Origin of the sequence: Pseudomonas sp. P129 (genome assembly GCF_020312195.1) — a bacterium.
In the GTDB taxonomy this organism is placed as follows: Bacteria; Pseudomonadota; Gammaproteobacteria; order Pseudomonadales; family Pseudomonadaceae; genus Aquipseudomonas; species Aquipseudomonas fragariae.
In genome coordinates this window covers 305,024-327,903 of record NZ_JAGPYS010000002.1, presented here as the reverse complement: position 1 = coordinate 327,903, position 22,880 = coordinate 305,024, and the positions used below count along the sequence as shown (strand labels likewise).

The following is a 22,880-nucleotide window of genomic DNA, read 5'->3' as shown; positions in this document are numbered from 1 at the left end:
CGCATGATGTCGTGGCGGTTGATCACCACTTGCAGCGCGCCGAGGAATTTGTCGAGCAACGCACGGCTGTCGAACGTCGCTAGGGTGCGCATCAGGTAGGCGTCGCCTTCTGACTGCAACAGATGGTGAAACAGGATGCCTTCCTGCAACGATGACAGTGGATAGATATCCTGAACATTGGCGACGCCGCCTGGCACATCGGCAACGATATGCTCCAGTTCCTGCCGGGTCAGTTTCACCAACGGCAGCATGTCCGGGGTCAGCGCCGTGCAATCGACGGGAATCAGGTTCGCCGGGGCGACCCGTTCCGCCGCAGTACCGCCCGCCAGGACCGCGGCCATGGCTTGCAGGGTTGGTGCCGAGAACACCGTACTCACGTCCAGCAACAAGCCGATCTGACGCAAGCGCTCGATCAGGCTGATGACGAGGAAGGAGTGACCACCCAGTTCGAAGAAGTGATCCTGACGACCGACACGTTCAACCCCGAGCAATTCCTGCCAGGCAGCGGCCAGGGTCGTTTCGATAGCGCCTAGCGGTGCTTCGTAGTCACGACTCACCGTCGCGAACTGGTCCGGCGCGGGCAGGGCGGCACGGTCCAGCTTGCCGTTGGTGGTCAATGGCCAGGTTTCAAGGGTCACAAAGGCACTGGGCAGCATGTGTTCGGCCAGCACGCTGGCCAGTTGGCTGCGCAGCAGCGCTGACTCGGGAGCAGCGCCGTCCTCGGCAATCAGGTAGGCGACCAGGCGTTTGTCGCCGGGGCGATCCTCACGCACGATGACCATCGCTTCACGAACGTCGGGGCAGGCGAGCAATTGCGCCTCGATTTCGCCCAATTCGATACGAAAGCCGCGAATCTTGATTTGCGAGTCATTACGGCCGACGTAGACCACGCCGCCGTCGCTGCGGTAGTGCGCAACGTCGCCGGTGCGGTAGAGCCGTGCGCCGCTTTGCAACGCATAGGGGTCGGCAATAAAACGTTCGGCATTCAGTTCCGTGCGGTTCAGGTAATGCCGGGCAACGCCGGCGCCGCCGATATAAATCTCGCCATTGACGCCCACCGGTACCGGCTGCTGATAGTCATCGAGGATACGCAGGCACAGGTCGTCCAGTGCCGGGCCGATCAGGCTTGGCATGGCGGTGTCGATTTCCGACTGGCTGATCGGGTAGTAGGTGGCATGCACGGTGATTTCCGTGATCCCGTACATGTTCACCAGACGGGTACGCGACAGCGGTGTGCGTGCGGTCCAGGGCTGCAGGCTGCGGAAGTCCAAAGCCTCACCACCGAACACCACTTCACGCAGCGCATGCTCCTGCGGGCTGCGTTCGCGGGCCTGGATGAACTGGCGGAAAGCGCTTGGCGTCTGGTTCAGAACGGTGACCTGCTGCTCGCAGACCAGCGCATAGAAGTCATCCGGCGAACGCGCCACCTCACTCGGGACGATGACCAGTTTGCCGCCGTAGCACAGCGCGCCCCAGATTTCCCAGACCGAGAAGTCGAAGGCGAAGGAGTGGAACAGCGTCCAGACATCCTCATGCCCGAAGTTGAATTGCCCGGCGGTGGCGTCGAACAGGCGGGCCACGTTGCCGTGCTCGACCAGCACACCTTTGGGCAGGCCTGTCGACCCTGAGGTGTAAATGACATACGCCAAATGCTCGCGAGACAGTCCCAGCGCAGCAGGCTCAGGGTTGCGGTCCAGTGATTCATCTGCCAAATCGGCACTGTCGTTGTCCGCGCCGAGGGTCAGTACCGGCACGCTGTGTGCCGGCAGCACGTCAAGGCAGGCCGACTGGGCCAGCAACGCCACCGGCGCACTGTCTGTCAGCAGGTAGCCGAGACGCTCGGTGGGGTAAGTCGGGTCCAGCGGTACGTAGGCCGCACCGGACTTGAGCACGGCCAGCACTGCGCAGATCATCTGCGTACCACGCTCTGCGAGGATCGCCACCCGGTCATCGGGACGCACGCCTTGGGCGAGTAGTTCATGGGCCAGGCGGTTGGCTCGGCGATTGAGCGCCTGGTAGCTCACCTCATGCCGGCCAAAGACCAGCGCGATGTTCTGCGGATGGGCGGCGGCGAACTGTTCAAAGCGCTGATGCACCATCAGCCCCGAGGCGAATACCGCCTTGGGCTGCAGTAGCGCTGGCGAGGCCAGGCGCTGCGCCGGGCTGAGCAACGGCAGGCCGAGCACAGGTTGCGCGACATCCTCGACCATCGCTTCCAGCAGCGTATGGAAATGCTGGGCAAAACGCTCGACGGTGGAGCGATCGAAGAGATCGCTGGCGTATTCGATGACCCCGTTCAGGGCGCCGTTTTCGCTAGCCAGGGTCAGCATCAGGTCGAACTGCGCGGTTTCATGGGCTTGTAGCACGGGGTGCAGGCTAAGGCCCGGCAGCTTCAACTCGCCGCCGATGCTGGTGTTATCCAGCGACAGGGCGACCTGACACAGCGGGCTATGACTCATCGAGCGTGGCGGCTGCAAGGCTTCGATCACTTGCTCGAATGGAATGTCCTGATGCTCATTGGCCGCCAGCGTGGTCTGGCGGACCTGTTCCAGCAGTTGCGCCACGCTCGGGTTCTGCGTCAGATCAACGCGCAGGGCCAAGGTGTTGACGAAGAAACCGATCAGGTTCTCGGTTTCGGTGCGGCCACGGTTGGCGCTCGGCACACCTATCACCACATCGCGTTCGTTGCCCAGACGGGTCATAAGCACCGACCAGGCACTGAGCAGGCCCATGAACAAGGTGACGTTATGGGCCTGGCAGAAGCGCTCCAGACGCTGATGAAGCGCTGCGTCGATCGTCACGGGTACAGCGCCGCCGCGGTAGCTTTGCACCGCCGGACGTGACCGGTCGGTGGGCAGCGACAGCAGTGTCGGCGCGCCGCCCAGGTGCTCACGCCAGAAGTCGGCCTGCTCGGCAAGGCGCTCGCCGGTAAAGGTGCGGCGTTGCCAGGCGGCGTAGTCGGCGTACTGGATTGACAGGGCCGGCAGCGGGTCCGGCCGCTGCTCAGTGAAGGCCTGGTAGAGGGCGGTGAACTCGTTGATCAGCACCCCCACCGACCAGCCGTCGGAGATGATGTGGTGCTGGGTGATCAGCAACATGTGCTCATCATCCGCCAGGCGCAGCAGACGCCCGCGAATCAGCGGGCCCTGGCGCAGGTCAAACGGCGCAGCGGCCTCGCTGTCGGCGATGCGTGAAGCGTTGAGGCTGGCCTGTTCATAAGGCTGCGAGCGCAAGTCCTCTTCTGCCAGGGCGAAACCGCTGTCCGCCGCAGCGATGACCTGCACCGGCTGTTCACCGTGCAGCTCGAAGGTGGTGCGCAGGCTTTCATGACGTGCAACCAGACGGTCGAGCGCAGCCTTGAGCGCGCGGTGATCCAGCTCGCCGCGCAGCAGCAGCGACATCGGCATGTGGTAAGCACTGCTGGCACCAGGGTCGAGCCTGTCGAGGAACCATAGACGCTGCTGGGAAAAGGACAGTGCCAGCGGCGCGTTACGCTCGATGGGTTCGATGCTGTCGGAATCGACCGTTTGCAGGCCGTCGACCACCTTCGCCAGCTCGGCCACGGTCGGGTGATTGAACAGCTGGCGCAGCGCCATGTCACCGTTCAGTTGCTGACGCACACGGGAAACCAGTTGCGCAGCCAGCAGCGAATGACCGCCAAGCTCGAAGAAGCCGTCATGACGACCCACGCGTTCAAGGCCCAGCAGTTCCTGGAATATTTCCGCCAGGGCCTGTTCGGTGGCACCTTCCGGCGCAACGTAGGTTCGCTCGAACATCGCATTCAGGTCGGGGACCGGTAACGCCTTCTGATCAACCTTGCCATTGAGCGTCAGCGGCAAGGCATCCAGGCGTACGAACACACTCGGAACCATGTACTCCGCCAGATCGGCACTCAATTGCGCACGCAGATCCTCCGGATCAGGTGCATCAACGCCCGCATGCACGGTGTAGTAAGCCACCAGACGGGTGTCACCCGGGCTGGCTTCATGCGCCACCACCACGGAGTTGCGAACGCCGTCGCACAAATGCAGGACGCTTTCGATTTCGCCAAGCTCGACGCGGAAGCCGCGGACCTTGACCTGCCCATCGTTACGCGCCAGGTATTCAAGGTTACCGTCCGGCAACCAGCGCGCCAGGTCGCCGGTGCGATAGAGTCGCGCGCCGGCCTGCTGGCTGAACGGGTCTTCGCTGAAACGTTCAGCGGTCAGCTCCGGGCGGTTCAGGTAGCCGAGTGCGACGCCTGTGCCACCGATATAGATCTCGCCGACCACGCCCATCGGCACCGGCTCGCGCCGGGCGTCAAGCACATAGACCCGCACGTTGGCGTTGGGCTTGCCAATCGGCAGGCTGAGGGTGTCAGGCAGTACATCGAAGATTTCGTAGCTGGTGGCACAGGTGGTGCCCTCGGTCGGGCCATAGCCGTTGAACAGGCGTACCTGAGCGGAGTGCTCCCGGACCCGACGGAACGAGGCCGGATCAGCGCGCTCGCCGCCACACATGATCATACGCAGGCCTGCCAGGGCCTCGGGAATCAACCCGGCATACAGGTTGAACAGGGCGGTCGAGCTGATCATGGCTGTTACACCATGGCGCTTGAGCAGGGCGGCGAAGGCCACCGGCTCAAGCAGCACCTGCGGCTCGATAATCACCGACTGGCCGCCATTGAGCAATGCACCCCAGATTTCCGGAGTGCTGGCGTCGAACGCCGGGTTGGACGAAAACGCCACACGGTCCTCGGCGGAGAAGTCGTAGTAGCCGTTGTCCTGAACCAGCCGCACAATGCCGTTGTGGGTCACGATCACGCCCTTGGGCACACCGGTGGAGCCAGAGGTGTAGATGATGCACGCGGGGGTCTCGCCTGCGACTTCAGTTGCAGGCACGACTGGCTCTTGGTTCAGCGCTGACAGCTCCAGTGTGTCCAGATCCAGCCTTGGCGTCATGTCAGGTGCCGTCAGGTCGCTACGGCTCAGCAGCATGATGGCTTCGCTGTCCTCGAGCATGAAGCGCAGGCGCTCTTCAGGGGCCAGACGATCCAGCGCCAGATAAGCCGCGCCGCATTTGAGGGTGGCCAGCATGCTGGCCAGCAATTCCACCGAACGATCCAGCAGAATCGCCACCCGGGTTCCCGGTCCCACACCGTGTTTGCGCAGGTGCTGAGCCAGGGCATTGGCGCGGCTGTCGAGTTCAGCGTAGGTCAGTGTCTGCTCACCCTGGCGGACGGCAATTGCCTGCGGTGCAGCTTCGGCATGGGCCTCGAACAAGCGATGCATCAACTGACCGACAGGGTAGGTGCGCTCTGTGGCATTGATATCCTTCAGCAGGTACTCGCGCTCGGCAGTGTCGAGCAACGGTACCTGTTCCAGCACTTGCTGATCATCGGCCGCCATAGCCTCCAACAAGCGCAGGAAGTAGCCTCGATACCGACGCATGGTGCTTTCGTCGAACAGTGCCGTGGCGTACTCCAGCGTGCCGATCAGTTGCCCGTCCACCTCGCCGATGTCCAGCGCCAAGTCGAACTTTGCCGTATCACCGGCCACTGCGACGCCTTGCAGGGTCAGGTCGCCAAGCACCAGCGCGGTGTCCTCGTTGTTTTGCCATGACAGCATGGCCTGAAAAATCGGGCTGTGGGACAGGCTGCGTTGCGGTTGAACCACTTCAACCACTTGTTCGAACGGCAGGTCCTGATTTGCCTGGGCAGCCAGAGTTCGCTGTTTGACTTGCCGTACCAGCGCTTCGACGCTCGGCGTGCCTGAGAGGTCGACCCGTATAGCGAGGGTGTTGACGAAGAAGCCAATCAGGTTCTCCACTTCGGCGCTCATACGGTTGGCCACCGGCGTACCGATCACCACGTCATCCTGACCGGACAGCCGTCCCAACAGCGCGGCCCAGGCGCCCATGACGGTCATGAACAGACTGCTGCCGTGGCGTTGGCTCAAGGCCTTGAGGCCACGGGTCAATTGTGTATCGAGCACCAGTTCCAGCGTCTGCCCGCTGTAGTCCTGTTGCGCCGGACGTGGTCGGTCGGTCGGCAGGGTCAGCAAGGCCGGCGCACCAGCCAGGGCCTGCTGCCAGTACTGACGCTGTTGTTGCAGCACGTCGCCACTCAACCAGTCACGCTGCCACAGTGCGTAGTCGACGTATTGCACTGGCAAGGCCGGCAGTGGATCATCCGCACCCTGGCGGAAGGCGTCGTAAAGGGCACCCAGCTCGCGATTCAACACCCCGGTTGACCAGCCATCGGAGACGATGTGGTGCATGGTCACCAGCAACACGTGGTCGTCATCGGCCATGCGCACCAGACGCCCGCGCACCAGTGGTCCATTGACGAGGTCGAAGTGCTCGCTGGCCTCTTGTGCCGCGATGGCGAGCAGCTTGTCTTCGGCATCGGTCTGCCCGGCCAGTACCTGCAGTTGCAGTCTGAAACCTGTTTCTGCGGCAGAGATACGCTGCTCCGCAGGCTGTCCCTGCTCTTGGACAAAGGTCGTGCGCAGCGCCTCATGGCGGGCCACGATACGGTCCAGTGCGCGTTGCAGCGAAGCCTGATCAAGGTTGCCACGCAGACGCAGTCCCGCCGGAATATGGTAAGCGGCGCTGCCACCTTCCAGTTGCGCGAGGAACCATAGGCGCTGTTGGGCAAACGACAGCGGTAGCGCACCCGAACGTTGCACAGGCTTGATCGCCACGCGAGCGTTGTCCTGCGTGTTGCCCAGCCGCTCGGCGAACTGCCGCAGCACCGGTGCCGCGAAAAACACTGACGGTGAAACCTCCAGATTCAATTGCTGACGAACCTGAGCCAGTACGCGCATGACCAGCAATGAATGACCGCCGAGCGCGAAAAAGTCATCATGACGGCCGACTTGTGCGACGCCCAGCACATCGGCCCAGATTGCGGCGATTGCCGTCTCCAGCGGGCCATCGGCTGCTTCGAAATCATGCTGATCGAAGGCGTCGGCATCCGGCTCGGGCAACGCTCTTCGATCCAGTTTGCCGTTGGCGCTCAGCGGCAATGCGGCCATGCGCACGAACGCTGCCGGGATCATGTATTCCGGCAGGTTGAGTTGCAGTTGCTGGCGCAGCGCGCGCGGGGTCAGGGCAGGGCCAGACTCGTCGCGAGTGGCATATTCCACAAAATACGCGATCAGTTTCGGCGTGCCGCCGCTGTCCTCGCGAATCACGACGAGGCTTTCGCGCACACCTGCAACCTCGGCCAGGCGTGCTTCGATTTCGCCCAGCTCCAGACGCAGCCCGCGCAGCTTGGCCTGGGAGTCGTTGCGGCCGAGGAATTCGATATTGCCATCAGCCCGGTAGCGCGCCATGTCGCCGCTGCGGTACAGCCGTTCGCCCGCCACGAAGGGGTTGTCCATGAAGCGTTCGGCAGTCAGTTGCGGCAAATTCAGATAGCCGCGAGCAATACCTGCGCCGCCGATATACAGCTCGCCCGCGACACCCGGCGGAACCGCTTGGCCAAGCTCATCGAGCAGATAAATCCGCGTATTGGCCAATGCCCGACCAATCGGCAAGACCCCGTCGACCTGGCTGGTTGCCTCGAACTCGAAGCAGGTGCTGTCGATACTGGCTTCAGTGACACCGTAGGCCTGGACGATCTGCACGTGATCGCCACAAAGCTTGCGCAGTTGCCGGGCGCTGTGCGCGGTCCAGATATCCGAACCACAGACCACTGTGCGCATGAACGACAGGTCGTGCCCCGTCTCTTCCACCCAGCCCAGCAATGCGTTGAGTACGGCTGGCACGAAATCCGCAAATCCGATCGACTCCTCGCTCAACAGGCGGTAAAGCGCAGGCGGGTCCATCAATGTCTCGCGTGGGCACAGTACCAGTGTGCCGCCGAAAGACAGAGAGCGGATCAGGTCGGCGCTGAACACATCGAAGGAAAACCCGGCCATCTGCAAGTGATTGAGTGGCGCGTGCAGTGCGTACAGTTGCTCCCACGCCGCGCTGACGGCGAACAATCCGCGATGCTCGACCATTACGCCTTTCGGCACGCCGGTGGAGCCCGAGGTGTAGATCACGTACGCCAGATTGTGCGCACCGAGTGTTTCCACCACCGGGTTGTCGCCACGCTCGGAGAGGGTGGTGCGCTGATCCTCATCGAGCAGCACCAGCGGCAAGTCCAGCGTCGGCAGATGCGCCTGCACATCACGCTGGGCCAACAGTGCCGACGGCGTACTGTCTTCAATCATGTAGGCCAGACGCTCGGCGGGGTAAGCCGGATCCAGTGGCACATAAGCAGCACCGGCCTTGAGCACACCGAGCACGCCGATCAGCATTTCCACGCCACGCTCGACGCAGATCGCCACCCGATCATCCGGTTTGATGCCCAGGCTGATCAGATGGTGAGCCACACGGTTGGCCTGACGGTTCAATTCGGCATAGCTCAAGCGCTGCGCCCCGAAGGCCACGGCGATGGCGTCGGGCTGCGCCTGAACCCTTTCTTCGAACAACTGATGAATCGTGCGATCCTGAGGGAAGGGCGCCTCTGTTGCGTTGAGGCCTGCCAGCAAATGTTCACGTTCGTCGGCACCCAGCAAGGCTACGTGCTCCAGCACCTGCTGGTCGTCGGCGACCATGGCCTCCAGCACACGCTGGAAGTAGCCCAGATAGCGCCGCATGGTGCTCTCGTCGAACAACGCTGTGGCGTACTCCAGCGTGCCGACCAGTTGCTCATCCACCTCGGCCATGTCCAGCGTCAGGTCGAATTGGGCAGTATCAGCGGCCAATTCGATGCTTTTCAGAGTCATGTCGCCGAGCGTCAGATCAGACGCCTCGTTGTTTTCCCACGACAACATGGCCTGGAAAATCGGGCTGTGGGACAGGCTGCGTAGCGGATTGATGACTTCCACGACTTGTTCGAACGGCAAGTCCTGATGCGCCTGGGCATCGAGAGTCTGCTGCTTGACCCGCGCCAGCAGCGTCTCTGCCGTGGGCTTGTCACTGAGGTCGACGCGGATGGCCAGAGTGTTGACGAACAGGCCCACCAGCCCTTCGACTTCGCTGCGAGTACGGTTGGCTACTGGCGTACCGATGACCACATCATCCTGGCCAGCCAGGCGTCCCAGCAGGCCGGCCCACGCGGCCATGACCGTCATGAACAGGGTGCTGCCGCGGCGTTGGCTCAATGCCTTGAGACCTCGGGTAAGGTCTTTGTCGAACACGACGGGCAGTGCTGCACCGGCATAGTCCTGCAGCGCCGGACGCGCACGGTCGGTGGGCAACATCAACAACGCCGGAGCATCTGCCAGGGTTTGCTGCCAGAAATTGCTTTGCTGTTGCAGCACATCGCCACTCAGCCAGCGACGTTGCCACACGGCGTAGTCCAGGTATTGCAGCTCCAGCGGCGCCAGCGGGTCGTCCTGGTCCTGACTGAATGCGGCATAGAGCGCGGACAATTCGCGGGTCAGCACATCAACCGACCAGCCATCGGAAACGATATGGTGCAGGGTCAGCAACAATACGTGATGGTCCTCGGCCATACGAATCAGGCGGCCACGAATCAACGGGCCCTGTTGCAGATCGAAGCTTTGCAGCGACTCTTCGCTGGCCAGTGCCTGAAGTTTTTCCTCGGCATCCGCCAACCCTTGCAGATCGTGCATTTGCAGGTTGAAACCGGTGTCCGCCGGGCTGATGCGTTGCACCGGCTGTCCGTCATCGCCCTGCATGAACGTGGTGCGTAAACCTTCGTGGCGCGCCACGATACGCTCCAACGCCCGTTGCAATGCCTTGAGATTCAGGTTGCCATGCAGGCTCAGGCCGGCAGGTATGTGGTAGGCCGCGCTGGCGCCTTCCATCTGGGCGAGAAACCACAGACGTTGCTGGCCGAATGACAATGGCCACGCCTGATCGCGTGCCACCGGTACGATGTCCGGCAATTTGCTGCGTCCGGCCTGAGCGATGGCTACGGCCAGGGCACTCAGTTCGGGATGGGCGAACAGTGCAGCCAGACCAAGTTCGACGCCCAATTGATGACGCACCTGGGAAATCAGGCGCATCGCCAGCAAGGAGTGGCCGCCCAGTTCAAAGAACTGATCATGACGGCCCACCCGTTCCAGATCGAGCAGGTTTTGCCAGATCTGCGCCAGCGCAATCTCGGTAGCCCCTTGAGGCTCCACGTGCTCGCGGCTGGCAAAGGCATCGTCAGCCGGAGCCGGCAAGGCCTTGCGGTCGAGCTTGCGGTTCGGCGTCAACGGCAGTTCATCAAGCAGCACGAACGCGCTCGGCAGTATGTACTCGGCCAGTTGCGGTGCCAGTTCGGCGCGCAGTTCAGCGGCTGTGATCTGGGTTTGCGGCTGGGCAACCACATAGGCCACGAGACGTTTTTCACCGGGATTGTCCTCCCGAGCGATCACCACCGCTTCCTTGACCCCTTTGCAATTGCCGAGACGGGCTTCGATTTCGCCCAGTTCGATGCGGAAACCGCGCACCTTGACTTGGAAATCGTTACGGCCCAGGTACTCGATCCGGCCGTCAGCCATGTAGCGTGCCAGGTCACCGGTTTTGTACATCCTGGCATCAGGGCTTTTGCTGAACGGATCAGCGAGGAAGCGCTCGGCGTTGACCTCTTCAAGGTTCAGGTAACCGCGTGCCACGCCGTCGCCGCCAATGTAGATTTCACCGGCCACGCCATACGGCACTGGCTGCTGATGAGCGTCGAGCAGGTAAATGCGCGTGTTGGCCATCGGCTTGCCGATGGTCGCATTGCCGCTGCCTTCGCTGCCGGCCGCAGCGTCGTAGCTGACGTAGGCCGCAGTGCAGGACACCGTCGCTTCGGTCGGCCCATAGGTGTTGATCAGACGAGTGTGCGCCGGGCGCACCTCGTCCCAGAGCTTGAGCTTCTGCGCCGACAATGCGTCACCTGTGACGTTGATCAGACGCACATGCTGCAGACGTTGCTCAGCAGCCTGCGGCTGGTTGTGCCATTCGGCAACCAGCGTATGCCAGTGCGCAGTGGTCAGGTGCAGGACGGTGGGTTGAATGCCATGGGTTTCAGTCCCTTCGCTGCCGAAGATCTCGCGGCTTGGTGCCAGGGTCGCGCCGGCCAGGAGTGCCGGGAAGATCTCTTCCACCGACAGGTCGAAGTTCAGGGTGTTCTGCTGCAGCACCGTGTCGCTCTGAGACAGGTCGAACAGCCGCGCCGCATCGACGCTGTAGTTGACCAGGCCGCGATGCTCGATCATCACGCCCTTCGGATTACCGGTGGAGCCCGAGGTGTAGATCACATACGCCAGGTTGCGCACGCCGAGGGTCGGTACGACCGGGTTGTCATCACACTCGGCCAAGCCCTGGTATTGCTCGTCATCGAGCAATACCAGCGGCATGGACAATGCGGGCAAGCGCTCCTGCAAGCCGCGCTGAGTGAGCAACGCCGCTGGCTGGCTGTCGGTGATCATGTATGCCAGGCGCTCGGCCGGATAGGCCGGGTCAAGTGGTACATAAGCCGCCCCTGCCTTGAGCACACCGAGCAGGCCGATCATCATTTCCACGCCACGCTCGACACAGATCGCCACCCGATCATCCGGAACAATGCCCAGGCTGATCAGGTGATGAGCGAGACGGTTGGCCTGACGGTTCAAGTCGGCATAGCTCAGGCGCTGCCCCTGGACAGCCACGGCGATGGCATCAGGTTGTGTGCGGACCTGTGCTTCGAACAGGTGCTGAATGCACAGGTCCGTCGGGTAGTCCTGGCGCGTCTGGTTGAAGGTCTCCAGCAGCAGGTTGCGCTCGGCGGCAGGCAGCACATCCAGCTGCGTAACGGCCATCTGCGGTGTGTGCGCCAGCGCGTCGGTCAGTTGCTCCAGCGCGCACTGCATCATGGCGCACAGGCGTTGCGGATTTGCGGGCTGCATGCTGTGTATTATCAGGTCGAGCTCACTGCCGTAATCGTTGACCGACAAGCACAGCGGATAGTTGGTCCGCTCGGTGCCGTCGAGCAGGCGCATGCCCGGCCATTGCAACCGGCTGTCCTCGCCCTGGTGCCGGTAATTGAGCAGGCTGGAGAACAACGGCACCCCTGTGGCCACGCTACTGCAACGTTGGGCCAGGGCCAGTGACGCCTGCTCGTGGCTCAGTAATTCGCTGAGATCACGGTGTGTGGCCATGACCAGTTCCTGGGCGCCTTGTGTGGTCAGTTGCACGCGGACCGGCAGGGTGTTCATGAACATGCCCATGGCCCGCTCGGCGCCGGCCGTACCTTGCAGGCGGCCGGTGACCACGGTGCCGAACACCACGTCATCGCGACCGGTACAACGGGCCATCACCTGGGCCCAGGCGACATGGAACAGAACCGCCGGGGACATGCCGCGCTCCCGGGCCTGAGTCCGAATACGTATGCAAAGGTCACTGTTCAATGCCAGTTTGGCCTCTTCGACGTCATTGCCGTCGCCCTGAACTTCCAGCAGTTCGAAAGGAGCGGTGGGTGAATCAACATCAGCCAGGCGGCGTGTGAAGTAAGCTTCGTGGGCACTTGAAGGGCTGGCGAGGGTCTGTGCGACAAAATCCCGGTAAGGCTGCGGTGGCAGCAGGTCTGCGCTCTGGCCTCGCATCAACAGGCGAATTTCTTCGAGTATGAGTTCTACGGTGACGTGGTCGCTGATCATGTGATGATCAATCAGCGCCAGTAGCCAACGTTCCGAGTTTGGGTCGCGAGCAATGTAGGCCAGCAGCAGCGGGGCCTGTCGCAGATCCAGGCGCAGACGACCTGGATCACTTAGCCGGTCCAGCTGACTGAGTGCGTCTTCCTCCGGCGTCAGGGTGAGGGTATGGACCGGCAATTGCGCCTGGCGGTGCACCACTTGCACCGCTTGCGGCAGGCCGATCCAATGCACCGAGCTGCGCAGGATGTCATGGCGGTCGATAACCGTTTGCAGGCCCTCAAGAAAGGCGTCAAGGCGCGCACGGCTGTCGAACTCGATCATCGAGCGCATCAGGTAGGCGTCGCGCTCACGATTCAGCAGGTAATGGAACAGGATGCCTTCCTGAAGCGGTGCCAGCGGGTAGATGTCCTGGATATTGGCGGCTCCGCCGGCAACGGCGGAGGTGATCAATTCAATCTGAGCGACGCTCAGTTCCACCAGCGGCAACATGTCTGGCGTCAATTGCGTGCAATGGGCTGGAATGCGGTTGGCGGGTACCTGGAACAGAACGTGTTTGTCCTGACTGATAGCCAAGGCCATTTCACGCACGGTAGGCGCAGTGAATACAGTCTTTACGTTGAGATTCAGGCCCTGCTTGCGCAGACGCTCGATCAGAGAGACGGCCAGCAGTGAGTGGCCACCGAGCTCGAAAAAATGGTCGTGACGCCCGACCTGCTCAATGCCCAGCAGGTCTTGCCAGATAGCCACGATCTGCGTTTCGGTTTCGCCTTGTGGGGCTTCATAGCCACGGCTGATCAGCGCATCAGCATCCGGAGCCGGCAAGGCCTTGCGGTCGAGCTTGCGGTTCGGCGTCAGCGGCAGTTCATCAAGCAGCACGAACGCGCTTGGCAGCATGTACTCGGCCAGTTGCGGTGCCAGTTCGGCGCGCAGGTCAGCGGCTGTAAGCTGGCTTTGCGGCTGGGCAACCACATAGGCCACCAGGCGCTTGTCTCCCGGGTTATCTTCCCGAGCGATCACCACCGCTTCCTTGACCCCGGTGCAATTGCCCAGGCGGGCTTCGATTTCGCCCAGTTCGATGCGGAAACCGCGCACCTTGACCTGGAAATCGTTACGGCCCAGGTACTCGATCCGGCCGTCAGCCATGTAGCGCGCCAGATCGCCGGTTTTGTACATCCTGGCATCAGGGCTTTCGCTGAACGGATCAGCGAGGAAGCGCTCGGCGTTGACCTCTTCAAGGTTCAGGTAACCGCGTGCCACGCCGTCGCCGCCAATGTAGATTTCACCGGCCACGCCATACGGCACTGGCTGCTGATGAGCGTCGAGCAGGTAAATGCGCGTGTTGGCCATCGGCTTGCCGATGGTCGCATTGCCGCTGCCTTCGCTGCCGGCCACGGCGTCATGGCTGACGTAGGCCGCGGTGCAGGATACCGTCGCTTCGGTTGGCCCGTAGGTGTTGATCAGGCGAGTGTGCGCAGGGCGCATCTCGTCCCAGAGCTTGAGCTTCTGCGCCGACAGTGCGTCACCCGTGACGTTGATCAGGCGCACATGCTGCAGACGTTGCTCAGCGACCTGCGGTTGCTTGTGCCACTCGGCCACCAGCGTGTGCCAGTGTGCGGCGGTCAAGTGCAGGACAGTCGGATCAATCCCGTGGTTTTCAGTCCCTTCGCTGCCGAAGATCTCGCGGCTCGGCGTCAGGGTGGCACCCGCCAGCAAGGCCGGGAAGATTTCTTCCACCGACAGGTCGAAGTTCAGGGTGTTCTGTTGCAGCACGGTGTCGGTTGGGGATAAGTCAAACAGCCGCGCCGCATCGACGCTGTAGTTGACCAGACCGCGATGCTCGATCATCACGCCCTTCGGATTACCGGTGGAGCCCGAGGTGTAGATCACATACGCCAGATTGCGCACGCCGAGGGCTTCCACCACAGGGTTATCGTCACGCTCGGTAAAGGTTTTGCGCTGATCATCGTCGAGCAACACCAGTGGCAAGGTCAGGGTCGGCAGATATTCCTGCAAGTGACGCTGGGTCATTAACGCCGCTGGCTGGCTGTCTTCGATCATGTAGGCCAGGCGCTCGGCAGGGTAAGCCGGGTCCAGCGGCACATAAGCGGCACCGGCCTTGAGCACACCGAGCAGGCCGACCATCATTTCCACGCCGCGTTCGACGCAGATCGCCACCCGATCATCCGGGCCGATGCCTAGGCCGATCAAGTGATGAGCCAGACGGTTGGCCTGACGGTTCAATTCGGCATAGCTCAGGCGCTGCGCCTGGAAAGCCACGGCGATGGCATCCGGTTGCGTGCGGACCTGTGCTTCGAACAGGTGCTGAATGCACAGGTCCGTCGGGTAGTCCTGGCGGGTCTGGTTGAAGGTCTCCAGCAGCAGGTTGCGCTCGGCGGCGGGCAGCACATCCAACTGCGTAACTTCCTTCTGTGGTGTGTGCGCCAGCGCGTCGGTCAATTGCTCCAACGCACACTGCATCATGGCGCACAGGCGTTGCGGATCCGCAGGTTGCACACTGTGTATCAACAGGCCCAGGTCACTGCCGTAATCGTTGACCGACAAGCACAGCGGATAGTTGGTGCGCTCGGCGCTGTCGAGCAGGCGCAGGCCCGGCCATTGCAACTGGCTGTCCTCGTTCTGGTGCCGGTAGTTGAGCAGGCTGGAGAACAACGGCACACCCGTGGCCACGCTACTGCAACGCTGGGCCAGGGCCAATGATGCCTGCTCGTGGCTCAGTAACTCGCTGAGATCACGGTGGGTGGCCATGACCAGTTCCTGGACGCTTTGCGTGGCCAGTTGCACGCGGACCGGCAGGGTGTTCATGAACATGCCCATGGCCCGCTCGGCGCCTAACGTACCTTGCAGACGGCCGGTGACCGCGGTGCCGAACACCACATCATCGCGACCGGTACAACGTGCCAGCACCTGAGCCCAGGCGACATGGAACAGCACCGCCGGGGACATGCCGCGCTCCCGGGCCTGAGTCCGGATACGTGCGCAGAGGTCACTGCTCAATGCCAGTTCGGACTCTTCGACGTCATTGCCGTCGCCCTGAACTTCCAGCAGTTCGAACGGAGCGGTGGGTGAATCGACATCGGCCAGGCGGCCGGTGAAGTAAGCTTCGTGAGCACTGGAAGGGCTGGCGAGGGTCTGTGCGACAAACTCCCGATAAGGCTGCGGTGGCAGCAGTTCTGCGCTCTGGCCTCGCATCAACAGGCGAATTTCTTCGAGTATCAGTTCCAGGGTGACATGGTCGCTGATCATGTGGTGATCAATCAGCGCCAGTAACCAACGTTCCGAGTCTGGGTCGCGAGCAATGTAGGCCAGCAGCAGCGGGGCCTGTCGCAGATCAAGGCGCAGACGACCTGGATCACTTAGACGATCCAGCTGGCTGAGTGCGTCTTCATCCGGCCTCAGGGTGAGGGTATGGATCGGCAATTGCGCCTGGCGGTGCACCACTTGCACCGCTTGCGGCAGGCCGACCCAATGCACTGAACTGCGCAGGACATCATGGCGGTCGATAACCGTTTGCAGGCCCTCAAGAAAGGCGTCAAGGCGCGCACGGCTGTCGAACTCGATCGTCGAGCGCACCAGGTAGGCGTCGCGTTCAAGATTCAGCAGGTAATGGAACAGAATGCCTTCTTGCAGCGGTGCCAGCGGGTAGATGTCCTGGATATTGGCGGCTCCGCCTGGAACCGCGGAGGCGATCAGTTCAATCTGATCGACGCTCAGTTCCACCAGCGGCAACATGTCTGGCGTCAACTGCGTGCAATGGGCCGGAATGCGGTTGGCCGGCGCCCGGAACAGGGCTTGTTTTTCCTGGCTGATGGCCAAGGCCATTTCACGCACGCTGGGCGCAGTGAATACGGTGTTTACGTTGAGATTCAGGTCCTGCTTGCGCAGACGGTCGATCAGAGAGACGGCCAGCAGTGAGTGGCCGCCGAGTTCGAAGAAGTGGTCATGACGCCCGACCTGCTCGACGCCCAGCAGGTCTTGCCAGATTACCGCGATCTGCTCCTCGATTTCGCCTTGTGGGGCTTCGTAGCCACGGCTGATCAGCGCGTCACCGTCGGGTGCCGGCAGCGCCTTGCGATCCAGCTTGCCGTTCGAGGTCAGTGGCATCGCTTCAAGCAGCACATAAATGGCCGGAACCATGTACTCCGGCAACACTTGCTGCAGGTGACCGCGCAGGGTTTCGAGATCGACAGCAGTGTGCTCGGCAGACTGCGTGTAGTAAGCCACCAGACGTTTGTCGCCGGGTATGTCTTCGCGAGCAGTGACCACCGCTTCATGGACCGCCGGGTGTTTAGCCAGGGCGGCCTCGATTTCGCCGATTTCGATACGCAAGCCGCGGATCTTCACCTGAAAGTCATTGCGGCCCAGGTATTCCAGTGCGCCATTGGCCAGCCAGCGACCGACGTCGCCGGTTTTGTACAGACGTGCCTGCGGGTCGTTGGAGAACGGGTCGGCGATGAAACGTTCGGCGCTCAGTTGCGGCTGGTTCAGGTAACCCCGCGCCACGCCGATACCGCCAATGTGCAGCTCACCGGCCACGCCCATTGGTTGCAGCTGGCCCAAGGCATCGAGTACGTGCATCTGAATGTTGGCAATCGGGCGGCCGATGGGCACGCTTTCGCCCGGATCCGTCGGACGACATTCCCAGGCGGTAACGTCGATGGCCGCTTCGGTCGGGCCATACAGGTTGTGCAGTTCAACGCCCTTCAGGTGTTGCTCGAAGCGGCGCTGCAACGCACGAGGCAAGGCCTCGCCACTGCACAGCACGCGGCGCAGTTGCGGGAAGTCGCGGGTTGAGCGGTGTTCCAGAAACACATCGAGCATCGAGGGCACGAAGTGCAGCAGGGTAATGCCCGCGTCACTCATCACCTGCGCCAGGTAATCCGGATCCTGATGGCCACCGGGACGGGCCATGACCAGCTCGGCACCGGTCAGCAGTGGCAGGAAAAACTCCCAGACCGAGACGTCGAAACCGAACGGGGTCTTTTGCAGTACGCGATCCTGACTGTTCACCTGATAGGCGTCGCGCGCCCAGAGCAAGCGGTTGACCACGCCCAGGTGTTCGTTCATCACGCCTTTGGGCGTGCCGGTAGAGCCCGAGGTGTAGAGCACGTAGGCCAGGTGATTCGGCTGGAGGCCCAGGGCCTTGGCATCCGGGTTGCCGGTCGGCTGCCTGGCCAGTTGCGCGCGGTCATCGTGGCCATCGAGCACCAGCACCGGATGATCCGAGGCCGGCAGGTTGTCGCTCAGGTCCCGAGTGGTCAGCACTGCCTGCGGCGAGCTGTCCTCGAGCATATAAGTCTGGCGGGCGCTGGGCAGGTCAGGGTCGATCGGCACGTAGGCGCCACCGGCCTTGAGAATACCCAAGAGCGCCACGACCATTTCCGCGCCGCGACGCAGGCTGACTGCGACCCGCGTATCCGGCTCCACGCCCAGTTCGATCAGGCGATGGGCGAGCTGGTTGGCCTGCTGGTTGAGTTCGGCGTAAGTGAGCAACGGCCCGCTGTCGCCGCGTACGGCGCAGGCATCCGGACGCTGGGCGGCCTGTTGTTCGATCAGTTGGTGAATCAGGACATCACGCGGATAAGGGTGGGCTGTGTCGTTGAAGCCCGTCAGCAACAGCTCGCGCTCATCGTCCGGCAGTATCGACAGGCTGTTCAGCGCTGCTTGCGGCGTGTGTTCCAGTGCGTCCACCAGGTTGCGCAGTGCAACCTGCATGTACTCGCCGATGCGCTGGGCATTGATTTGCTGGACGGCCTGAATGGTGAGTGTAAAAGCATCGCCCAGATCATCGACATTCAGGGTCAACGGGTAGTTGGTATGGTCTTCGGTGCCGAAGGACTCGATCCCGCCCCAGGCGCTGGCAGCTTCTGCCGAAACATCGCTCACGACCCTGTGTCGGTAGTTGAGCAATGCACTGAATAGCGGCGTCGGTGCGGCCACGCCGCTGCAACGCTGGGCGAGCACCAGCGGAGCATGCTCATGCCCCAGCAAAGCTGTCAGCCGCTCGTGGGTCGCCTTCAATCCCTCGGCCACTGTCGTTGCGCCGATATCGACGCGCAACGGCAAGGTGTTGATAAACATGCCCAACGCACGGTCGGCGCCATCACCGGCCTGCATACGGCCCAGCAGTACAGTGCCGAACACCACCTGTTCGCAGGCCGAGACATTGCCCAGCACCCGTGCCCAGGCCAAATGCATCAGGCTCGCGACGCTGACGCCTGCCTGTCGAGCCTGAGCCCGCAAACGCAGGTTCAGTTCAGCCGCCAGGGTCACGCTGGCCTCTTCGAGGTTGCGACCACGGTCCTGCACATCCTGCAAACCGAACGGCAGCGTCGGCTCGTCGATATCGCCGAGCATGTCGCGGAAGAACGCTTCGTGCTGTGCCTCGCTGACACCCAGGCGTGCCTGAGCGACATAGTTGCGATATGGCACTGCCTCACCCAACGCCTTGCCCTGACCGAGCAGGTGCGCCTGAATTTCCTGCAGTATCACGGACAGGGAAGTGGCGTCGCTGACCAGGTGGTGGCACAGCAGCATCGCCAGCCAGCGGTCGTTGACCGGGTCATGGCTAAAGACAATGCGCATCAATGGCGCAGTACGCACATCGAGGCGGTAATGCCGACGGTCGAAGCGTTGGTGTAATTGCTCGTCAACCGGGCCGTCTGCAGAGTCGAGGAACAACTCGGTGACGTGCAGTTCAGCTTGACGCAGCACGACTTGCACCGGCTCATCGAGATCTTCCCACAGCACCGCGGTGCGCAGGATATCGTGGCGGTTGATCACGCCTTGCAAAGCGCCACTGAAATCGTCCAGTCGCGCCCGGTCAGATAGCGCGAACAGTGCTTTCAGGGTGTAGGGGTCGCCCTGTTCGGCACTGATATGGTGGTAAAGAATCCCAGCCTGCAACGGTGCCAGCGGGTAGATGTCCTGCACGTTGGCCACGCCGCCCGGCATGTCCTTCACCACGTGGTCGATCTGCGCCTGAGAGAGGTTGATCAGCGGCAACATCTGCGGGGTGATACGGTCGCAATGCTCGGGAATAAGATTGGTCGGCACCACGACTTCCGAGCCTCCACCGGCAGCTGCCGCCAGTGCCGCCACGGTCGGTTGGCCGAACAGCACATGCACATCGGCACTCAGGCCAACCTGGCGCATGCGTTCGATCAATTTCACCGCCAGCAGTGAGTGGCCACCCAGTTCGAAGAAATGGTCATGGCGTCCCACCTGTTCAACCTTGAGCACATCGGCCCAGATCGATGCCAGCAGGGTTTCCACTTCGCCTTGCGGCGCTTCGTAACCACGGCTGATCAGCGCATCACCGTCCGGGGCTGGCAGCGCCTTGCGATCGAGCTTGCCGTTCGATGTCAGTGGCATGGCCTCGAGCAGCACATAAATGGCCGGAACCATGTACTCCGGCAACTGTTGCTGCAGGTGACTGCGCAGGATTTCAAGATCGACAGCAGTGTGCTCGGCAGACTGGGTGTAGTAAGCCACCAGACGTTTGTCGCCGGGTATGTCTTCGCGAGCAGTGACCACCGCTTCGTGGACCGCCGGGTGTTTGGCCAGCGCCGCCTCGATTTCGCCGATTTCGATACGCAAGCCGCGGATCTTCACCTGAAAGTCATTGCGGCCCAGGTATTCCAGTGCGCCATTGGCCAGCCAGCGACCGACGTCGCCGGTTTTGTACAGGCGTGCCTGCCGGTCTTCGGAAAACGGGTCGGCGATGAAACGCTCGGCACTCAGGTCCGGCTGATTCAGGTAACCCCGCGCCACGCCGATACCGCCAATGTGCAGCTCACCGGCCACACCCAATGGTTGCAGCTGGCCCAAGGCATCGAGTACGTGCATCTGAATGTTCGCAATCGGGCGGCCGATGGGCACGCTGTCGCCCGGATCCGTCGGACGGCATTCCCAGGCAGTAACGTCGATGGCCGCTTCGGTCGGGCCATACAGGTTGTGCAGTTCAACGCCCTTGAGCTGTTGCTCGAAACGGCGCTGCAACGCACGAGGCAAGGCCTCGCCACTGCACAGCACGCGGCGCAGTTGCGGGAAGTCGCGGGTTGAGCGATGTTCCAGAAACACATCGAGCATCGAGGGCACGAAGTGCAGCAGGGTAATGCCCGCGTCACTCATTACTTGCGCCAGATAGTCCGGATCCTGATGGCCACCGGGACGGGCCATGACCAGTTCGGCACCGGTCAGCAGTGGCAGGAAAAATTCCCAGACCGACACGTCGAACCCGAACGGGGTCTTTTGCAGCACGCGATCCTGACTGTTCACCTGATAGGCGTCGCGCGCCCAGAGCAAGCGGTTGACCACGCCCAGGTGTTCGTTCATCACGCCTTTGGGCGTGCCGGTGGAACCGGAGGTGTAGAGCACGTAAGCCAGGTGATTCGGCTGCAGGCCCAGGGCCCTGGCATCCGGGTTGACGCTCTGCTGCCTGGCCAGTTGCGCACGGTCATCGTGGCCATCGAGCACCAGCACCGGAAGATCCGAGGCCGGCAGGTTGTCGCTCAGGTCCCGAGTAGTCAGCACTGCCTGCGGCGAGCTGTCCTCGAGCATATACGCCTGGCGGGCGCTGGGCAGGTCAGGGTCGATCGGTACATAGGCGCCACCGGCCTTGAGAATACCTAACAGCGCCACGACCATTTCCGGGCCGCGACGCAGGCTGACCGCGACCCGCGTATCAGGCTCCACGCCCAGCTCGATCAGGCGATGGGCGAGCTGGTTCGCCTGCTGGTTGAGTTCGGCGTAAGTGAGCAACGGCCCGCTGTCGCCACGTACGGCGCAGGCATCCGGACGCTGGGCGGCCTGTTGTTCGATCAGTTGGTGGATCAGGACATCACGCGGATAAGGGTGCGCAGTGTCGTTGAAAGTTGCCAGTTGCTGATGCTCGCTTGTGCTCATCAGCGGGAAGTGCGCCAAAGGCGTGTCGTGTTGATTCAGCACAGCTTCAAGCATGGCGAAAATGCGCTGCTGTACGCGCTGAGCTTCCTCGAAGGTGAAGTAAGCGGTGTTGAAGTTGAAATCCAGGTGGATGTCTTCAGAAGGATGGTAGTCGCGTACGAAGATCGCCATGGGCGTCTGCTCGTAACCGTTGTCCAGCATCAGCACCCGCGCCGGGTCCTCGCTGCCGAACGTGACGTCACCATCGAAGCTTTCGAATGACAGTGAAACATCGAACAACTGGTGGCGTCCGTTTTGCGCCAGCCGCAGGCTACGGTTGAGTTCGGCAATCGGGAAACGCTGGTGGCGATAAGTGCGACGTAGTTGCGTGCCGATGTTATTCATCAGATCGACCAGCGTTTCATGCGGATCGAAGCCCACGCGAATCGGGCTGACCGAGGAAAACATACCGATGGTGGCTTTCTGACGAGCATTGGTACGGTTATGCACCGGCATACCGACAACGATCTCATCGACGCCCACGGTGCGGCAGAAATAGGTGCTGATCACTCCGACCAGTACATGAGCCACGGACAGGTTGCATTCGCTGGCAAACTGCGTCAGCGCGTTGTAAAGCGCGCGGGGCAACATGGCTTGAACCTGGTCACTGGGGGCTGGGACGTTGGTAAGGCCTGCCTTGAAGTCCGCCCTGCGTTGCAGCAGAACCGGCGGCAGTTGTGCGTAGGACTGCTCCCAGAACAGTCGATCACGCTCGTAGCGAGAAGACGCCATGTAGGCCCTGTCTTCTTCAAGGAACGAGAGGTAAGAAGGCCCCTCGGCAAGCGTTTCCTTGCCTTCCAGCAAACCTGAGTAGGCATCGCTTACGGCGTGCGCGATCAGCACTGCACCGATGCCGTCGGCAACCAGGTGGTGCAAGCGATTGAACCAGTAATGGAGTTGCGGCCCGCAACGAACCAGACGCGATTCCCAGAGTTGTCCGGTCATTGACTCAAAGGGTTGGCGGAACGACTCGCGCAGATGCGCAATGGCCTGCTCGGTGTCGCCGTCGACCTCAGGAAAATCGGTCACTTCAAGCTTGAACGGCGCCTTGGACAGAACCCGCTGGCCGCCCATACCCCTTTCGTGGCTGAAACTCAGACGCAGCGCGTCATGGCTGTCGATAACCCTCTGGATGGCTTTTTCGAACAGTGCAATATCGATGTCGCCCTTGATCTCCAGAGTCATGCCGATGTTGTAATAAGGCAGGTGCGGATAGGCGAGCTGATCAAGCCAGATACCTTGCTGAACCGAAGCCAGCGGAAGGAGCTCTTGTCCTTGCGTGCACAGATTGTCGATCAACGAATTCAT

General features: G+C 62.0%; 1 protein-coding gene (cut by a window edge). It reads right to left on the bottom strand.

The window, feature by feature from the left end; genetic code table 11:
- Positions 1–22,880, bottom strand: partial view of a non-ribosomal peptide synthetase gene (gene syrE, locus KBY02_RS06815; RefSeq protein WP_225650070.1) — the 5' portion only. Its footprint begins 5,494 nt before the window's first position; the window shows 22,880 of its 28,374 coding nt (coding positions 1–22,880); it begins with the start codon at positions 22,878–22,880; its stop codon lies off the left edge, out of view.